Source organism: Yinghuangia soli (genome assembly GCF_021502675.1).
Taxonomy (GTDB): domain Bacteria; phylum Actinomycetota; class Actinomycetes; order Streptomycetales; family Streptomycetaceae; genus Yinghuangia; species Yinghuangia soli.
Genome location: NZ_JAKFHA010000008.1, coordinates 114,729 through 132,010, shown reverse-complemented (window position 1 = coordinate 132,010; position 17,282 = coordinate 114,729). Strand labels below are relative to the sequence as shown.

Sequence of the window (17,282 nt, the reverse complement as noted above, 5' to 3'; positions counted from 1 at the left end):
CGATCGGCGCGGGCGGCGGCGCGGCGTGCTGCCCGGGTTCGGCGCGGGTGCGGCTCGGCTTCGGACCGGGGTTCGCCCCCCGGAGTTCCGGACAGGGACAAAGGCCCGTCAGGGACGCCCGTCCGCTGCGTCCAGGAAGCCGGCCACCAGGCTGCGGAAAAGGCCAGGCTCCTCCACCCATGGGCGGTGCCCGGACCGCGGCAGGATCTCCAGACGGCTGCCGGGGTGGAGCGCGGCGGCCAGGCGGGCGGGAGCGGTCCCGATCATTCCGTCGTAGGCACCCGCCAGGACCAGCACGGGAGTTCGTGCCGCGGCCAGGCGGGCCAGGCGCTCGTCGGCCGTGTCCGAGGTCGCCGAGCCGGCGTAGAACGCCTCGCGCAGCCACGGCAGCGCGGCCCCCTGTCCGCGCGCGTACGCGGCCTGCGTCTCGTCGTCCCAGCGGTACCAGAAGAAGGGGGTCAGGTGCGCGCTAAGCACGCTCTGCCGCTCCGCCGTGAGCCCGCCTTCGGCGAGCCGCCGGTCAGCCTCGGCGGCACTCGCGTACCAGGGCTCGGCGGAGCGTGCGGCACGCAGCGCGGCGATTTCGGCGGGGTCGGGTTCGCGGGCGGCGCGGCCGACCGGCGTCACCAGGACGAGCCGCCGGACGCGCTCCGGGTGCGCGGCCGCGTACTCCTGCGCGACCAGGCAGCCTGCCGAGTGGCCGAGGACGTCGACGCGGTCCGCGCCCAGATGGCCGCGGAGCGCCTCGACGTCGCGGGCCTGCGCGGTGAAGGCGACGGTGGACCGGTCCTGCGGGACTCCGGAGCGGCCGGTGGCGCGCGGGTCGAGGAACACCGCGTCGCGGTCCCGGCCGAGACCGGCGAGGTCGTCGAGGTAGCGGGCGTCCATTCCCGGGCCGCCGGGCAGCACCAGTAGGGGCACGCCGGTGCCCGTACCGGTGCGCTCGTACCACAGCTTGGTGTCGTCCCAGGACGTGTAGTTCGGCATGGGCCATGATCGACTTCCGGCCCGCCCGGGGGCAAACATGTTCCCGGGCGGGCCGGCGGTGCGGACCGGTCAGACGCGGACGCTGAAGGCTCCGGCGATGTCGGTGAAGTCCTGGTAGATCACCTCCCGGCCGTCGATCACCGCACTCACGAAGCCGCGGACGATGCGCGATTCGCCGGGTCCGAACGACACGACGGGCACGCCGCTGTCGCCGGTGACCGCGGCCGGCGAGAAGTTGTACTGGCGGGCCAGCACGCCGGTCATCGTGTACGAACCCAGCCGGTAGACGTGCTCCTTGGTGACGACGCGGTTGCCGCACGGGATGCGCTGGTGGATCACCATCGAGTTGTAGCCCAGGTGGCAGACCTCCTCGCCCAGCTGCGAGTGCCCGGCACCGCCGAGCAGGTCGCGCGTGTAGCCGCCCGGGTCCAGTCCGTCCCAGGTGCGCGGGTAGCTGTTCGCGTTGATGAAGGCGACGTCGTAGTTCGGGTTCCAGATGGTGGCCTGCCCGATGTACCCGTTCAAGTGGGTGTAGAGGTGGGCGTTCGGGCTGGTGCAGTGCGCCGCGGTGGTGATCCAGCGCCCGCCGTTCCGGTCGACCACCGGGATGCCGGTCGTGCACCAGGCGGCTGCCGGGTTGTCCGGGTGGACGCCGATCGCGGCGGCGCCGTAGAACGGCGACGTGTCGGAGACCCGGCTGGCCGTCGGCACGGGCGCGGAGCCCTGCTCCGCGATCAGGCCGAACTTCCCGCCGGCCGGTGCCGTCGCCGAACGTGCGCTCGCCGCAGCCGAGTTGCGGTATTCCTCCACGGCGGCCGGGCGGTCGACCTGGATCTTGACGGCGCTGCCGTCCGACAGCCACGACGCGCCGAACACCTGGAACGGGAGGTCGGTCGCCTCGACGAGCCGGACCGCCTCGGCCTTGGCCTCCAGACGCGTGTTCTTGCCCTGCGCGACGGTCAGCGGGGTCATGTCCACACCCGGGTCCAGCGCGCGCATGGCCGCGACGAACTCTCCGGCGCGGCTCGGGTCGGTCAGGTAGAGCGTCACCTTCCAGGACGCCGGGTCGTTGTCGACGCCCGAGAAGATGTCCGCCCGCGGCCCGCGGCCGATGGCATCCGCGGCGCGCCGGGAGGCTACCCGTGTCGTCGGCAACACGGAAGATGGCCAACCGACTAGCGCGGAAGGTCAATTTGCTTACGCATCAAGGGTGTTCGTCCGACTTTCAGAGGCTTCCACAAAGTCGGCGGACTCGGCGGACTCGGCCTCGGGGGCCAGGTGGATCGGGTTGCTCCAGGCGCGTCCGCCGGCGGCGTCCTCGACGGTGACGCGGCAGTGGCCGTGGCCGAACATGGCGACCGGGAGGGTGGCATGCGTCAGGTCGTCGCCTTCGATCACCTGGGCGCCCGGGGTGCATCCGGTGAGCAGGATCTTGCGGACGGGAGAGCAGCGGACGGTGACCAGGCCGTCGGTGAGGGCGACGTCGTGGAGTTCGGGGCCGGTGCTGGAGTAGTAGTGGCCGGCTATGAGGGCGGCCAGCAGGGCGTCGGGGTCGAGGGATTCGGCGCGTACCTGCACCCAGGCCAGGCAGCCGGGCGGGTCCTGCGGCTGGAAGTGCGCGTCGTCGGCGGCGTACGCGCTCAGGCGGTGCCCCCGGTTGAGCAGGACGTCGGTCAAGTGCCAGCTGTCGCCGCGGTCTTCGCGGGCGGACAGGGCGTTGTGGATCTCGACGGCGTGCGCCGCGTCCAGGGACTCCGCGTCGGCGAGGGTGAGCAGCGACGCGGCCGGGTGGGCCATGCCGATGAAGGCGCCCGCGTCGCGGGCCCGGCGGGCCAGCTCCGGTCCGGTCTCACCGTGTTCGGGTGCCTCGAAGCCGAGCGGAAGGCCCACGGCGATGATGTGCCACTGCTGTCCGGCCTCGGTGACGGGCGCATGCAGTTCGGCGCCGAGCAGGGTGGTGAAGTCGGGGGTGCGCAGCCATCGGGTGTCGGTGAGCGGGTAGCCGTACTCGGGCCGGAAGTGGTCGGTGAGGGCGAGGAAGTCGTAGCCCGCCTCGCGGTAGATGCGTACCGTCTCGGCGGGCGGCAAGGCGCCGTCCGAACGGTCGGAATGCGTGTGCAGATTGCCTCGCCAGAAGCGACCGGGCCGGCCAAACGGCAGTGCGTGCACGTTCGTTCCCCGTCCTCGAGGCGCCCGCGAACGGCACGGCGGGCGCGCGGACGTTCATCGTGGCGGCCGCGGGGTCCGGCTGCCAAGCCTGCCTCCGCGCACGGGTGCATCGGCAGGCCTCGGTGGCCGGGCCCCGGGCGGCGGGTCAGCCGATCAGGCGCTTCGCGAGGTCCGCGGCCACGTCTTCGTGCGCGGCCACGACCAGCGGCAGCGCGTTCCCGCCGGCGAGCTTGAACGGCGCGCCGTCGAGCGTGGCGGACACGCCGCCCGCCTCGGCGACGAGCAGCAGGCCCGCGGCGTGGTCCCAAGGCGACTCCCACGCGTAGACGAGCCCGTCGGTGTCGCCGCGTACCAGGTCCACGTAGTCCAGGCCGGCGGACGTGGACGCCTGCTGGGTGAAGTCGGGCCCGTGGAGGCGCGCCAGCATGGCGCCTTGTGCGGGCGTGAGGAACTCCGGGTCGCTCATGTGCAGCCTGAGCGGACCGGCGTCGGCCCGGTGCTCCGGCACGCGGACGGGGCGCCCGTCGCATACGGCTCCTTCGCCCCGGCGCGCGGTGGCGAGGATGCCCAGGGCGGGCGCGTACGTCCAGGAAGCCAGCAGGGTCCCGGCCTGGGCGAGCGCGACGAGCATGCAGAAGCGCTCGTCGCCGCGCACGAAGGCGCCGGTGCCGTCCACCGGGTCGACGATCCACACGGGGGCGTCGCCGTCGAGGCGGCGCAGCGCCTCCGGATCCGCGTGCACGGCCTCCTCGCCCACCACCAGCGAGCCCGGCAGCAGGGCGGTGAGTCCTTCGGTGAGGCGCTCCTCGGCCAGCCGATCGGCCACGGTGACCAGGTCGCCCGGCCGCTTCTCGGCGATGTCCGCCGCGGCGAGCGCCCCGAAGCGGGGCAGCACCTCGTCCCCGGCCACTTGCATCATCAGGTCGGTGACCCGCCCGGCATCCCGTGTGCTCATCACCCTTCCATCCAAGGCCCCCCGAGCCGGAACGGCAATCCGCGAGCCGCGCTTCGGCCCGGCATCAGCTCCGCCCGGCCCCGCGCCGGTACCCCGCGCGGGGCCGGGCGCATGCTCAGGCGCCGATCAGCTCGGTGACCAGCCGGACGGCCTCGGGGACCTCGACATGGTCGTCCGGGGTCGCGCCGAAGTGGCCGCCGGTCGGCGTCACGACGGCGGTCGCGCCGAGGCCCTCGACGAACAGCCGGACGTGCTCGGTCGGGTCGGGCTGGTTGACCGGGTCGTCGATGGCCTGGAGGACCCGGAACTGCCGGGCTGCGCGGCGGATGCGCGCCCAGTCGAAGCCGCCCTCGAAGAACTCGGCGAGCTCGTCGTACCCGACCTCGTGCGCCGACGCGGCGACCAGGAGGACGCCCGCGAAAACGCCCCCGGCGTCCGCGTCGTGCTGCTCGAGGAAGCGCAGCACGTTGACCGCGCCGATGCTGTGCCCCACCAGCACGGTGTCCTCGGCGGGCCCGGCGGCCGCCACCGCCTCTCCGTATGTCTTGCGCCACGGTTCCAGCCGCGGTGCGTTCGTCTCGGGCAGCCGCGGCACGGTGACCCGGTGGCCCGCCCCGGCCAGCTGCTCGGTCAGGTACGGGAACCAGACGCTGTCGTCACCGGCACCGTAGCCGTGCGAAACCACGATCTCGCTCATGTTCGATCCACTCCCCTAATCGAAACGCACCGTCGCGTTTCGATTAACGTAGCACAACTGCTAGCGTGGGCAAGTGCCCACCGGAGAAGCCCACCCCCGCCGCGTCGGCGGCCGGATCCGAAGCCAGGACGCTCATGACGCGGTCCTCGCCGCGGCGATCGAACTCGTCGAGGAGCTCGGCTACCAGGCCGTCACCATCGAGGGGATCGCGAACCGCGCGGACGTCGCCAAGAGCACGATCTACCGGTGGTGGAAGTCCAAGGCGCTGCTGGTCCTGGACGGCTACCGCACGGCGGTCGGACAGCGGATGCCCGAGCCGGACACCGGATCCCTCGCGGGCGACCTCACCGCCTTCGCCACCGCCCTCTACGGTGTCTCCGAACATCCGCTGCGGGTACGGACGTTGCGCGGCCTGATGGCAGAGGCCCAGCTGGACCCGGCTTTCGCCCAACCGTTCCGCGAATGGGTCGAAAGCCGGCGCGCGGTCGTGCTGACCCTGCTCACCCGCGGCGCGGAACGCGGCGAACTCCCGGCCGACGCCGACCTGGAGGCCGCGACCGACCACCTCTTCGGCCTGTTCTGGTACCGGCTTCTGGTGGGCCACCGGCCCCTCACGGCCAAGGAGGCTCCGGCGCACGTCGCCCAGCTGCTGCAGGGGCTCGGCGGCACGGAGAGCCGGTAGGCCCGCCGCGCCGGGAAGGCCTCGGGTCCCTTCACCGCGGGAAGGCCCCGGAGGCCGATCGTGTTGTCCTCCGCATGGGACTCACGCAGGTGGAGCACACCGCAGTCGGCCTCGGTGCGGATCCCGGTCCGTACCGGGACCGGGACCTGGACGTCGTCGTCATCGGCGCGGGCCAGGCCGGGCTGTCGGCCGCGTACCACCTGCGCCGGGACGGCCTGAGCTTCGTCGTCCTGGACGCCGACCCGGCCCCCGGCGGCGCGTGGTCGCACCGCTGGCCGTCGCTGCTCATGGAGTCGGTGCACGGCGTCCACGACCTGCCCGGCATGGCCTTCCCCGAGCCGGACCCGTCACGGCCGGCCCGTGAGGCGGTCCCCGAGTACTTCGCGGCGTACGAGCGCACGATGGAGCTGCCCGTCATCCGACCGGTACGCGTCACCGCCGTCCGCTCGCGCGCGGACGGCCGCCTGGAGGTCTCCACCGACTCCGGCACCTGGACGTCGCGCGCCCTGATCAACGCCTCCGGCACCTGGCGGCGCCCGTTCCGCCCGTACTACCCGGGCGCCGGCGACTTCCGCGGCCGCCAACTGCACACCGCCGACTACCGCAGCGCGGACGAGTTCCGCGGGCAGCACGTCGTCGTGGTCGGCGGCGGCACGTCCGCGATCCACTTCCTGGCCGAGATAGCCGCGGCGGGCGGTACCACCACATGGGTGACACGGCGTCCCCCGCAGTTCACCGACGAGCCCTTCACCCCGGAGCTCGGCCGCCAAGTGGTGGCCCGCGTCGCGGACCGCGTGCGCCTCGGCCTGCCCCCGGAGAGCGTCGTCTCGGTCACCGGTCTGCCGCCCACCCCGGCCGTACGCGCGGCCCAGGCCCGAGGCGTCCTGCACCGGCTCCCGATGTTCGACCGCATCACCCCGGACGGTGTCGCCTGGGACGCCCCTGACGGCCCCCGGCACATCCGCGCCGACGCCATCCTCTGGGCCACCGGCTTCCGCGCCGCCCTCGACCACCTCGCCCCGCTGGCGCTCCGCGAACCCGGCGGCGGCATCCGCATGGACGGCACCCATGCCGCCAAGGACCCCCGTATCCATCTGATCGGCTACGGTCCGTCCGCCAGCACCGTCGGCGCCAACCGCGCAGGCCGGACCGCTGCGGACGCCATCACCCGGCTCCTGGCCGAGCGCGACGCGGGCGGCCGGGCCGCCTGACGCCTCCCCCGGCGTCGCCGTACGCGCCGGAGGGGAGGCGGTTGCTCACATCGGCGGGTTGTCCATGGCGTACAGCAGCGCCGGGTAGGCACCGGTGAAGGCGAAGACGAACGTGTGGAGCCGCATCGTCACCGAGATGCCGAGATGGAACAGCACGCCGCAGACAAGCCCCGCGAGCATGACCGTCCCGTCGAGTACCGGCGCCAGGAACGGCACCGCAATGAAGGTGACTTCGAAGAGCATCACGCTCCATGCCATGCCGAGGGCGAACGTGCGATGACGGCGGAGCAGCGCGGCCAGCCGCGGTGAGCTGTACGCCTTTGTACTCAGGATGCCGGCGAGGCATGTGCCGTCGCGCCACACCGGCGAGACCAGCTTCGCGATGCCGGCGATGAGGTAGCTCAGGATCAGCTGGGCCGCGAGGAAGTAGAGGAACAGCCGTCCGTACCGCTCTCCGGCGACCAGCGCGGCGGTGCACGAGATCATGGCGAGGGCGAACATCTGGTCCGCGCCGTCGAGTCCGTAACTGCTGCGCTGCAGGGTCAGGACGGCGCATGCGGCCAGCAGCAGGGCCGCGACGGCGGCCGCCGGGGTCGGCGCGGCGAGGGCCACGACCGGAGCCGCCGCTCCCGCCGCGAACTGCACGGCCAGCGCCACCCGGTAGTGCTCCCACGTCGACAGCCACAGCAGGGCCGCGTTGCTGTCGCGGCCGGACGCCTCGACGGCATAGGTGAGGACACCGCTGGGCGCGTACTCGTGCCGCACCCGCAGGTCGCGGGCCGCCGAGACGGCCAGCCCCAGACCACCGATCGCGAGCACCTCGCGGGCGGCGACGGCCGCGGTCAGCACGTGCCCACCCGGGCACGCGGAGGCTCCGGTACGGTCCGGGCCGGCGGCTCCGCATCGAGACGGTGCGTCGCCGAAATGAACAGCACTTTGGGGCTCTCTTCCCCGTGGTCCGTCGCCACGATCACGAATTGCACGGCCTGGGTCCGCGGGTCGTGCGGGGCGGCGGCGACGCGGTTGAGGAGTTGCACGTACGGCGTGCTGACCATCACCTGCGCGGCCTGCATTCCCTGGAGCGGATCGGTCGGCTTGCGCCCGTCCTGCCCGTCCTGCCCCGCGGAAACGCGTGACCGGACCAGGAGTTCGCCGATGCTGTCGGTCACGGCCTTCTCCGTACGCCCCTTGAAAAGGTCCGATCCCGCAGCACTGGACCACACTTCGCGGAACGGGCCCGCTCCCTGACCGCCGAACACGTCCCGGTACAGCAGCACCCGGTCGTCGCGCGGCGGGTTCGGGGCGAAGAACGACCACGAGGGGATCAGCGAAAGGCACCAGGCAGGCAGGCGCTGTCCGATCGGATCACCGACGCGCGGCAAAGCGAACAACACGGTCACCACCAGCCACGCCACCAGCACCGCGACGACAACGACTTGCCCCACCGCACCGGCCACTCCCCCGACGTCCGCGCCTCCGAACTGCACAGAGCCGAGACTTCCGACCTCCGCGGATCCCCTCGCAGCCATGTTCATGCGATCCTCCGCCTACGACTCGCCCAGCATGCGCCGGCGCAGAAGCAGCAACTCGGCGACCGAAGCAGCGGCTTCCTGATCCTTGCCAAGGACCTCCGCAACGTCGGACTCGGGGATCGCTCCCCCGTCGAACACCCCCAGGACCAAGCAGCTACTGGTCCTCTGGTGCTTCCTGTCCAGTTCCCGTTGGATGTCGCGCTCGATGTTCCTCGTGATCTGGTCCATGACACAGTTGATGTCGTGCGGCCGCCGCGACCCCACGTGGATCTCGCGCATGGACGGGTCGATGGAGCCCAGGAGTTGCTGCTCGAGCGCGGACAACTGCGGCGCACGGCGCAGGATGAGGTACTCGACTTCCAGCGACGCACTCGCGGGTCCTTCCGAGGACCGCCGATACTCGACGATCTCGAAGTCACCGGGCGCGATCTCGCCTCCGGTGTACGGGAAGAGCACGGTCCCCCAGGGTGCCCCGGTGGGGATGGCACCGTGCCGGTAGAGCGTCCGACCGGCACACCGGATCTCGAAGTAGGCCGGGGTCTTCACGAGTTGCTCGACGGCCTCCTCCTCCGTCGACCAGGGAGCCACGAAGTCGCCGATGTCGGCGTCACGCACGGCGGCCCAGTCGCCGCTCCCGACAGCGTCACGCAGGCGGCACCAGGCCGGGGCCGCGGGGTCGCCGACGTACACGACGATGGAACCGGGCGGGGGCAGCATGCCGCCCAGCGGCACGTCGTCCAGCCGGGTCGGCACGTCGATCACGTCGAACGGCGGTTTGACGACCAGGCGGTGTTCCCGGTCCTGGTCGAGGTGCACGGACAGGTCAGAAACCATGGTTCGCTCCAAAGGCGATGAGGGCGAATGGCCGCAATTCCGAAAGGAAATGAACCCCAATGCCCGCCCTGATCCGACGCGGGCGACACCAACGGATGTCGACCTGGCGGCAATTGGCGGGAAGATCATCGACAACAAGTTGGATGGACCGTCACCCTCAGGCCTTCGCCAACCCGCACCCCCGCAAACGCAGACCCCAACAGGTTCACCCGATCAGCCGCGGAGCACACAGCGCACACCAGGGAGCACACCCGGCGCACACTCACGCGCCCGCCGTGCGGCACGTGCGCAACCTCGAACCTCGCTCCCGACCAGACGAGTTCCAGAGCCACGCGACACCCAGTGCCGCATGATCCGACTGGCGCCGCCACCCGCGTTGGGCGGCGGCACAACCGTTAGCTTTCCAGCGCCGCGCCACCACCCATGCCCTCGTACGACGATGGCCGGCCGTACTTCTCGCAGCCGTTCCAGTTCCCAGTCGAGCTTGGTCTGCGCCGCCGCCCGATCCGGGCGGCGGCGCAACCGATCGATTTCGCCCTCGTACGGGAACCCCCAGGCCACCCTCGCGGATCCCGCACGGTCCATCTCAGTGGGCGCCGCAATCTTTGCCCTCGGGTTCCTACGCCTGCCAAGCCAGGTGCAGGCGGGCTCATTTGCGCTGCCGCCCGTGACGGGCGGCAGCGCGGCTCCTCCCGCGTACGCCCCGAGCCACGCGTACGCAGCAGCCCGGAGTGTGGCCCAAGCGCACAGCAGGTTCGGTTGCGCGGCGCTGCCGGGGCAGCGCCGCGCACACACCGAGGCCGTCACATGCACGATCCGACAGGCATTCGTCATGGCGCGCCCGCGATTCGCGCGCGCGCCGAATCCCAGTCTTGGTTCACGAGTCGAGACGCGTCGCCCAGAATCAGTCGGATTCCCTGCGCCGCCGCCCGAAATGGGCGGCGGCGCAATCCGTCCGCTTCGCTCGTACAAAGAATCCAGACTGACTCTCCAGGGTCCGTACGCCCTTCTCCAGCACTGCATTCCGTACTCGCGTCCCACTTCACGTCGTACGCAACGGCTGCTCCCCGTGCGCGCAAACTTGAGGATCTGCTCCGGCCAGACACGTTCCCAGCGCTCGGCCATCCGGACGCGGTGCAGTCCGAGCCCTCGCGTACGCAGCAGCGCCGCGGCCCGGTGGGGCGGCGGCGCTGCGGTGGGTCGGTCCCGGAGGGATTAGTCGGCGTGCCAGTACTTGAGGCCGGATTCGATGGATTCGATGATGCGGGGGCGGAGTTCGTTGGTGGCGATGACGGCGTCCACGGAGCCGACCTCGACGGCGCGGTGGATGCTGTGGATGCGGTCGAACTCCGCGGCGACCTCGCCGAGCTTTTCGGCGCGGACGCCGGCCTGGGCCTCGACGAGGCGGGCGTGGTGGGTGGCGCGTTCCGGGCCGGTGGCGGCGGAGGCCAGTTCCTGGAGGGCGGTGACGCGGGGGTCGTTGGCGGTGCGCTTGTTGACCTCGGCGGAGAAGACGACCGCTGCGGCCGGGGCGCCGCCAAGGACGGAGGCGAAGGAGCCTTCGAGGGCGAGGACCGTCATGTTGGGGTTGAGGGCCTTGGAGAAGACCACGAAGGCGCCGCCGTGGTAGCGGGAGATGACGACGAAGACGATCGGGCCGTCGAAGTTGACGATGGCGCGGCCGATTTCGGCGCCGTACTCCAACTGGAGCTTGCGCATCGACTCGGGTGAGCCGTCGAAGCCGGAGAGGTTGGCGAGGACGACCAGCGGGCGGTTGCCCGAGGCGGAGTTGATGGCGCGGGCGGTCTTCTTGGACGACTGCGGGAAGAGCGTGCCCGCGGTGTAGGTGTCCGGGCCGTCGGTGGGCGGAAAGCCGCGGCGGGGCACCGCGCGGGACTCGATGCCGACGAGGCAGACCGGCCAGCCGCCGATGTGGACGTCCTGGACGACCGAGGTGTCGGCGTCGGCCATGCCCGCCCAGCGCTCCAGGACGGGGTGGTCCTGGTCGGAGACCGCGCGCATGACGGTGCGGATGTCGAACGGCTTCTTGCGGTCCGGGTTGTGCTCGGCCGAGAAGATCTGGCCGACGGTGCTGAAGCCGCTGTCCGCGAGGGTGTGCGGGAAGGGCGAGACGTCGCGGTCGACCGGGTCTGTGGTCTCGGCCTTGCGCGGGGCGTACTCGCCGGGCTCGACGTACGTGTGGTCGTAGTGCGCCATGAGCACGTCGCGCGCCGAGAGGAGGTCCGGGGCCCAGTACTGCGCCTGGCCGTTGGGGCCCATGACGCGGTCGTAGCCGCCGATGCCGAAGTTGTCCTCGGCCGAGACGCCGCCGGAGAAGTCGAGCGACTGCTTGCCGGTGAGCACCATCGCCGAGTCGGGGGTCATGATCAGCACGCCCTTGGTGTGCATGAGCATGGTGGCCTCGGCGTTCCAGTACGGCTGGGCGCCGACGTTGATGCCCGCGACCACGACGTTGATCTCGCCGCCGTCCTGGGTGAACTCGACGATGCGCTTGAGCGCCGCGGCGACCCAGTCCATGTTCTCGGTGCCGGAGTCCATCGAGATCCGGGCGCCGGAGGAGAGGGCGTACCACTCCAGCGGCACCTTCATGCTCTCGGCGAGGTCGAGTGCGGCGATCACGCGCCGGCACTCGGGCTCGGAGAGCGCGCCTAGCGACTTGGTGGGGTCGCCGAGCAGGACCACGCGGGTGACGCCCTGCGGGTGGCGCGGGGTCGTGGTGCGCACGACGCCGGCGACGATCGCCGCGGTGTTCTTGCCCTTGGGCCGGTCCGCGGGCACGAGCTTGTGCTCGGCGTCGAGGTCGTACTCGGTGAACTCGCCCAGCATGCCGGTGAGTTCGTACGGGTAGACGGTGTTGCGGGCGGCTGCGCGCAGCACCTTCTGCCGGTAGCCGTCCAGCGGTGCGACCGGCTCGTCGGACGGTACGCCGATGGTCAGTTCGGCGTGGCCGGACGGGTCGTACGTGATGCGCACCGCGGTCTTGGCCAGCTCGCCGGTCTCCTTGTCGCGCTGCCGCGCGATGAACAGGATCTCCTCGAGCCCGGCGCCCGCGGTGGTGGGCCGGATGCGCGCGGCCAGCATCGCCATCTCGGTGCTGCTGATCTCGCTGGCCGGCCACACGTACAGCACGATGCGGTTGGTGTTGAAGCGGTTCTTGGACGGCCGCTGCGACTGCACGCGCCGCAGCGAGTCCAGGCACGCCGCCAGGGTGTCCTCGGCGGTCGGCAGCGCGACCAGGCGGCCGTCGTGGTCGCGCAGTTCGGTCAGGTCGCGGATCTGCGCGAAGGCCACGAAGCGGTCGTCCGCCGGGTTCTCCCGGGCCACGCATTGGAAGAGGTAGACCTCTTCGTCCGAGGACGGCAGCCGGGTGAGGTCGAACGCGTCGAGCCGCTCCATCTGCATGCGCTGCGCGATGTACGGGTGCAGGCCGCGGATGAGGCGTTCCTCGGTCATCCCGGCGTCCGAGGGCCGGAAGGTGAAGTGGTGGTGCATGACCGCACCGCCGCTGCCCGCCACGGTCGCGGTGACCCGGCGGACGCTTTCGGGCAGCGGGTACGCGGCGACGACCTCGTGCAGCGCGGCGGCCGCGTCCGCGGAGTCCTTGGGCTGGTTCTCCCACGCGAGGTAGATGTCCGCGTCCACGGCGGCGCCCTCGCGGCCGGCGAGTTCGCCGAGGCCGCGCAGCGCGCTGCCGAAGTCCTCGAAGTCGACCGCGGCCGAGACCACGGACGAGTCGGCGCGCTGCGCGATGACGAAGGTGCAGCCCTCGACGTCGGCGGTGCGCACCTCGGTGAGGCCCTTGTTGCCGTAGTACCGCCGGGTCAGCACCTCCAGCATGGTGGTGTTGTCCGGGGCGTTGCGGTTGAGGCGCTGGCCGAGGAGCCGGACGAGGGGCTCGGTGCTGCGCACCATTTCGGCCACGCGCTCGGCGCGGTCCGGGGCGTCCGGGTGCGCGTCGAGGTGCCGCAGGTGCTTGCGCACGCCGGCGTAGACGCGGGCGCGGTTGCGGCGCAGCAGCGGCTGGCCGATCCACGCGAAGACCACGCCGAGGGCGAGGTCGGCGACCACCGGGAAGCGGACCTGGGTGGCCGCGACCAGGCGTTCCAGTACCAGGCCGACCGGCTCGCGCAGGGCGTCGCCGGGCGGCAGCTCGCGCATCCAGGTGCGCAGCACGCGGGCGACGACCGCGGTGTCGGCGGCGGCGCGCTGCTGGGCCAGGAAGATGCGGAAGACCGCGGCTTCCAGCTCCGGCGAGCGGGTCAGGTCGGTCACGCCGTAGTGCTCGAGCGCCTTGGCGAGCTTGGCCTGGAAGGACGCGGGCAGCGCGGCCCGGTCGACGTCGAGGCTCTGCAGGTACGCGTGGAAGTGCTCGCGGGCGCTGAACGCGTGCCCGGTGCCGTCCTCGCCGGCCGGCCGGTTGCGGCTCAGTTCGGCGAGGTCGGCGAAGAGGCCGACGAGTTCGAGTTCGGCGGTGAGCGTGCCGGTGTCCACCGCGAAGTCGCCGGCGGTCTCCGCGCGGGCCGCGAAGTACTCGTCGAGGACGCGGAGTTCGTCGTGCGGGTCGACGTCGTAGCCGAGCAGCAGGCTGCGCAGGTCCTCCAGCGCGCGGGCGGCGCGGGCGGCGGGCGGGGCGATGCCGTTCGCGGCCGGAAGGTCGAGTTCGACGGTCTCGACGACGGTGTCCTCGTCCGCGTCGCCGATCGGTTCGAGGCGGAGCAGCGGCGCCCCGGTCTCGACCTGGCTGCCGACGGTGACCGAGCACTCCTTGAGCCGGGCCTTGAACGGTGCGCGCAGCACCGTCTCCATCTTCATGCTCTCCAGGACGAGCACCGGTGCGCCGGCCTCGACCTCGGCGCCGACCGCGAGCGGCGTGGCGACCACGAGCGCGGGGGCCGGGGAGCGGACGACGCCGCCCTCGTCGCGGCCGACGCGGTGCGTGACGCCGTCGACCTCGACGAGGTGGATCGGTCCGTGCGTGTCGGTGAGCAGCCGGAAGCGGGCGCCGTTGACGGAGATCCGCCCGGTGTGCCGGTCGAAGCGCTCGAGCTCGACGTCGGCGACGCGCTTGTCCTCGCCGGCCTCGATGCCGACCCGGAAGCGGCGGGCGCCGATGCGGGCGACGCGGACGCGGTAGCCGACGCCGCGCAGCTTGAGGTCGAGCGGCCGGCCGCTCTCGTGCTGCACCTGCGGGCGGCCGCCGGACGCGGTGGACAGCAGCCGCTGCTGCTCGACGCGCTCTTCTTCCTCGTACGCCTCGATCGCCGCGGCGGCCAGCGCCACCGCGGAGTGCCGCTGCGCGACGAGCCGGCCTTCGGCGCGGACCCGGTCGATCCAGCCGGTGTCCGCGGTGGCCCCGACGACCTCAGGCTGGTCGAGCAGGTCGAGGACGAAGCTCTTGTTGGTGGCGCCGCCTTCGATGACGACGGTGGTCTGCGCCATCGCGCGGCGCAGCCGGCCGAGCGCCTCGTCGCGGTCCCGGCCGTATGCGATGACCTTGGCGATCATCGAGTCGAAGTCGGCGGGGATGGTGTCGCCCTCGCTGACGCCGGTGTCGACCCGGATGCCGGGGCCGGTGGGCAGGACCAGGCGCGTGATGCGGCCCGGGGACGGCGCGAAGTCGCGGTCCGGGTCCTCGGCGTTGAGGCGGGCCTCGACGGCGTGCCCGGCCTCGGCCGGGCGCTCGCCCTCCAGGCGGCCGCCGCCGGCCACGTGCAGCTGGAGCCGGACGAGGTCGGTGCCGGTGGTGAGTTCGGTGATCGGGTGTTCGACCTGCAGACGCGTGTTGACCTCGAGGAACGCGAAGAGCTTCTCGCCGGGGTGGTACAGGAACTCGACGGTGCAGGCACCGCGGTAGCCGACCGCGAGGGCGAGCCGCTCGGCGGACGCCTTGAGTTCGGCGGTCTGCTCGGCGGCGAGCACCGGGGAGGCGGACTCCTCGATGATCTTCTGGTTGCGGCGCTGCACCGAGCAGTCCCGGACGCCGAGCGCCCATGCGGTGCCCTGGCCGTCCGCGATGACCTGGACCTCGACGTGCCGGGCGCCGGTGACCAGGCGCTCCAGGAAGACGACGCCCGAGCCGAACGCGCGCAGCGCCTCCTGGCTGGTGCGCTCGTACGCGTCGGCCAGGTCGGCGCCGGAGGCCACCATGCGGATGCCGCGGCCGCCGCCGCCCGCGGTGGCCTTGAGCATGAGCGGGTAGCCGATCGCGTCGCCCGCGGCGAGCGCCTCGTCCAGGGTGGCGACCTCGCCGCGGCTCCACGGCGCGACCGGGACGCCGACCTCTTCGGCGATCAGCTTGGCGCCGATCTTGTCGCCGAGCCGGCGCATGGCCTCGGCGCTCGGGCCGACGAAGGTGACGCCGATGCGGTCGCACAGCTCGGCGAAGGCGGGGTCCTCGGCGACGAAGCCCCAGCCGACCCAGGCGGCGTCCGCGCCGGTCGCGACGAGGGCGCGCTCCAGGACCGCGTGGTCCAGGTACGGGCGAGCCGAGGCCGGGCCCAGCGGGTAGGCGATGTCGGCCTCGCGGACGAACGTGGCGTCCTTGTCCGCGTCGGTGTACAGGGCGACCGTCTCGATCCGCGCGCCGGTCTCCGCGGCGAGATCCTGCACCGCGTAGATGAGCCGCATGGCAGCCTCACCACGGTTGACGATGGCGATACGACTGAACACCGGCTGTTCCTCCCAGACCCTGACCTCGCACAACAGGCGACGCCCGCGTCGCGGTACGTCGCCTGGATCCTCTCCACCCTGCTTGATCACCCCGGTCCGGACCAATGCGGTCCGCCTCGCGATCCTCGCCCGCAGTTTTGTAGGGATCCTACAAAGCGTGCACCGCGGCCGCGCCGCGGGGCCGACTCCCCGACCCTGCCATCGCATCCCGCGCCATCATTTGATGTTGCCAACAACTTAAGGCATCGACCTTTCAGTTGGTACCCACAAAGGTCTAGTCAAGCCGGGAGGCGATCAATACGTTGTCTCCGCCAACATAAACCCGGCAGGCCCCGAAGGGACGTTGCATCATGCGCAAGAGAACCCTGGCCGTAGCCCTCCTGCTGGCCGCCACCTCGGCCACCGTCACCGCCTGCGGCGACGACTCCGACGACGGCACCGGCAGCGGGAAGACCCCGAAGATCGGCGTCATCCTCCCGGACAGCAAGACCTCGGCTCGCTGGGAGACGGCGGACCGCAAGTACCTCACCGAGGCGTTCAAAGCGGCCGGCGTCGAATTCGACATCCAGAACGCCCAGGACGACAAGACCCAGTTCCAGACCATCGCCGACCAGATGATCACCAACGGCGTCGACGTCCTGGTGATCGTGAACCTGGACAGCGGCACCGGCAAGGCGGTCCTGGACAAGGCCAAGTCGCAGGGCGTCGCGACGATCGACTACGACCGCCTCACCCTCGGGGGCGGCGCGCAGTACTACGTCAGCTTCGACAACGTGAAGGTCGGGCAGCGCATCGGCGACGGCCTGGTCAAGTGCCTCGCCGACATGAAGGCGAGCAAGCCGGTGGTCGCCGAGCTCAACGGCGGCCCGACCGACAACAACGCCAAGCTGTTCAAGGACGGCTACGACAGCGTCCTCAAGCCCAAGTACGACTCGGGCGAGTACGTGAAGGGCCCGGACCAGTCGGTGCCCAAGTGGGACAACACCGAAGCCGGCACGATCTTCGAGCAGATGCTCGTGCAGAAGCCGGACATCGCCGGTGTCGCGGCCGCGAACGACGGCCTCGCCAACGCCGCCATCGCCGCGCTGCGCAAGCAGAAGCTCAACGGCAAGGTCCCGGTCACCGGCCAGGACGCCACCACGCAGGGCCTGCAGAACGTCCTGGTCGGCGACCAGTGCATGACCGTGTACAAGCCGATCAAGCAGGAGGCCGACGCGCTGGCCAAGCTCGCCATCGCGCTCGCCAAGAAGGAGACCCCGGCCGCCCCGGACAAGGTGTACGACCCGGAGGGCAAGCGCGACGTGCCGTCCGTGCTCCTTGAAGCGCAGAGCATCTTCAAGGCGAACGTCAAGGACGTCGTCAACGACGGGTACGTCACCAAGCAGGAATTGTGCACCGGGGACTTCGCCGCCAAGTGCGCCGAAGTCGGCATCAACTGACCGGCTTTCCCGCCGGCCGGCTCCATCACGCCGCACCGCGGCCCGGTTCCGCCCGACCACCGTCGGCAGCGGCACCGGGCCGGGGG

12 protein-coding genes are annotated in these 17,282 nt (G+C 71.7%); 3 read left to right on the top strand and 9 right to left on the bottom strand.

Features of this window, described 5'->3' with window-relative positions; genetic code table 11:
- Nucleotides 1-108 precede the first annotated feature (108 nt).
- From LZ495_RS16535 to LZ495_RS16515, 5 genes are all read right to left on the bottom strand, one after another.
- Entirely contained in the window at nucleotides 109-987 is an 879-nt protein-coding gene (locus LZ495_RS16535; RefSeq protein ID WP_235052977.1) for an alpha/beta fold hydrolase, read from the bottom strand.
- A 69-nt stretch (nucleotides 988-1,056) separates the two neighbouring features.
- Nucleotides 1,057-2,145, bottom strand: a complete 1,089-nt coding sequence (locus LZ495_RS16530; RefSeq protein WP_235052976.1) for a chymotrypsin family serine protease — start codon at nucleotides 2,143-2,145, stop codon at nucleotides 1,057-1,059.
- 39 nt (nucleotides 2,146-2,184) lie between these two features.
- Nucleotides 2,185-3,156 (bottom strand): CehA/McbA family metallohydrolase, encoded by a 972-nt coding sequence (locus LZ495_RS16525; protein ID WP_308268223.1) that lies wholly within the window; start codon nucleotides 3,154-3,156, stop codon nucleotides 2,185-2,187.
- Between the two features lie 145 nt (nucleotides 3,157-3,301).
- Complete coding sequence (locus tag LZ495_RS16520) at nucleotides 3,302-4,111, bottom strand: inositol monophosphatase family protein (RefSeq protein WP_235052974.1); 810 nt, start codon at nucleotides 4,109-4,111, stop codon at nucleotides 3,302-3,304.
- Nucleotides 4,112-4,226: 115 nt separating this feature from the next.
- Nucleotides 4,227-4,808, bottom strand: coding sequence for an RBBP9/YdeN family alpha/beta hydrolase (locus LZ495_RS16515; RefSeq protein WP_235052973.1), 582 nt, complete (start codon nucleotides 4,806-4,808; stop codon nucleotides 4,227-4,229).
- 73 nt (nucleotides 4,809-4,881) lie between these two features.
- On the opposite strand from LZ495_RS16515, the gene LZ495_RS44875 reads away from it, so the two are divergent.
- Together LZ495_RS44875 and LZ495_RS16505 are read left to right on the top strand one after the other, a co-directional pair.
- Nucleotides 4,882-5,490: a TetR/AcrR family transcriptional regulator gene (locus LZ495_RS44875; protein ID WP_235052972.1), complete on the top strand. Its 609-nt coding sequence runs from the start codon at nucleotides 4,882-4,884 to the stop codon at nucleotides 5,488-5,490.
- 74 nt (nucleotides 5,491-5,564) lie between these two features.
- Complete coding sequence (locus tag LZ495_RS16505) at nucleotides 5,565-6,701, top strand: FAD-dependent oxidoreductase (RefSeq protein ID WP_235052971.1); 1,137 nt, start codon at nucleotides 5,565-5,567, stop codon at nucleotides 6,699-6,701.
- A gap of 45 nt (nucleotides 6,702-6,746) precedes the next feature.
- Here the strand turns inward: LZ495_RS16505 and LZ495_RS16500 are convergent, their stop codons facing one another.
- The 4 genes from LZ495_RS16500 to LZ495_RS16485 form a co-directional block, all read right to left on the bottom strand.
- Nucleotides 6,747-7,550 (bottom strand): HTTM domain-containing protein, encoded by an 804-nt coding sequence (locus LZ495_RS16500; protein ID WP_235052970.1) that lies wholly within the window; start codon nucleotides 7,548-7,550, stop codon nucleotides 6,747-6,749.
- Nucleotides 7,544-8,146, bottom strand: a complete 603-nt coding sequence (locus LZ495_RS16495; RefSeq protein WP_235052969.1) for a hypothetical protein — start codon at nucleotides 8,144-8,146, stop codon at nucleotides 7,544-7,546. Before LZ495_RS16495 ends, LZ495_RS16500 begins: the two co-directional genes overlap by 7 nt.
- A 102-nt stretch (nucleotides 8,147-8,248) precedes the next feature.
- Nucleotides 8,249-9,067 (bottom strand): hypothetical protein, encoded by an 819-nt coding sequence (locus LZ495_RS16490; RefSeq protein ID WP_235052968.1) that lies wholly within the window; start codon nucleotides 9,065-9,067, stop codon nucleotides 8,249-8,251.
- Between the two features lie 1,215 nt (nucleotides 9,068-10,282).
- Nucleotides 10,283-15,757 carry an ATP-binding protein gene (locus LZ495_RS16485; protein ID WP_235052967.1) on the bottom strand — a complete coding sequence of 1,825 codons (5,475 nt, stop codon included), beginning with the start codon at nucleotides 15,755-15,757 and terminating at the stop codon, nucleotides 10,283-10,285.
- Between the two features lie 350 nt (nucleotides 15,758-16,107).
- Between LZ495_RS16485 and LZ495_RS16480 the strand changes: the two genes are divergently transcribed.
- Nucleotides 16,108-17,196, top strand: a complete 1,089-nt coding sequence (locus tag LZ495_RS16480) for a sugar ABC transporter substrate-binding protein (protein WP_235052966.1) — start codon at nucleotides 16,108-16,110, stop codon at nucleotides 17,194-17,196.
- Nucleotides 17,197-17,282 lie beyond the last annotated feature (86 nt).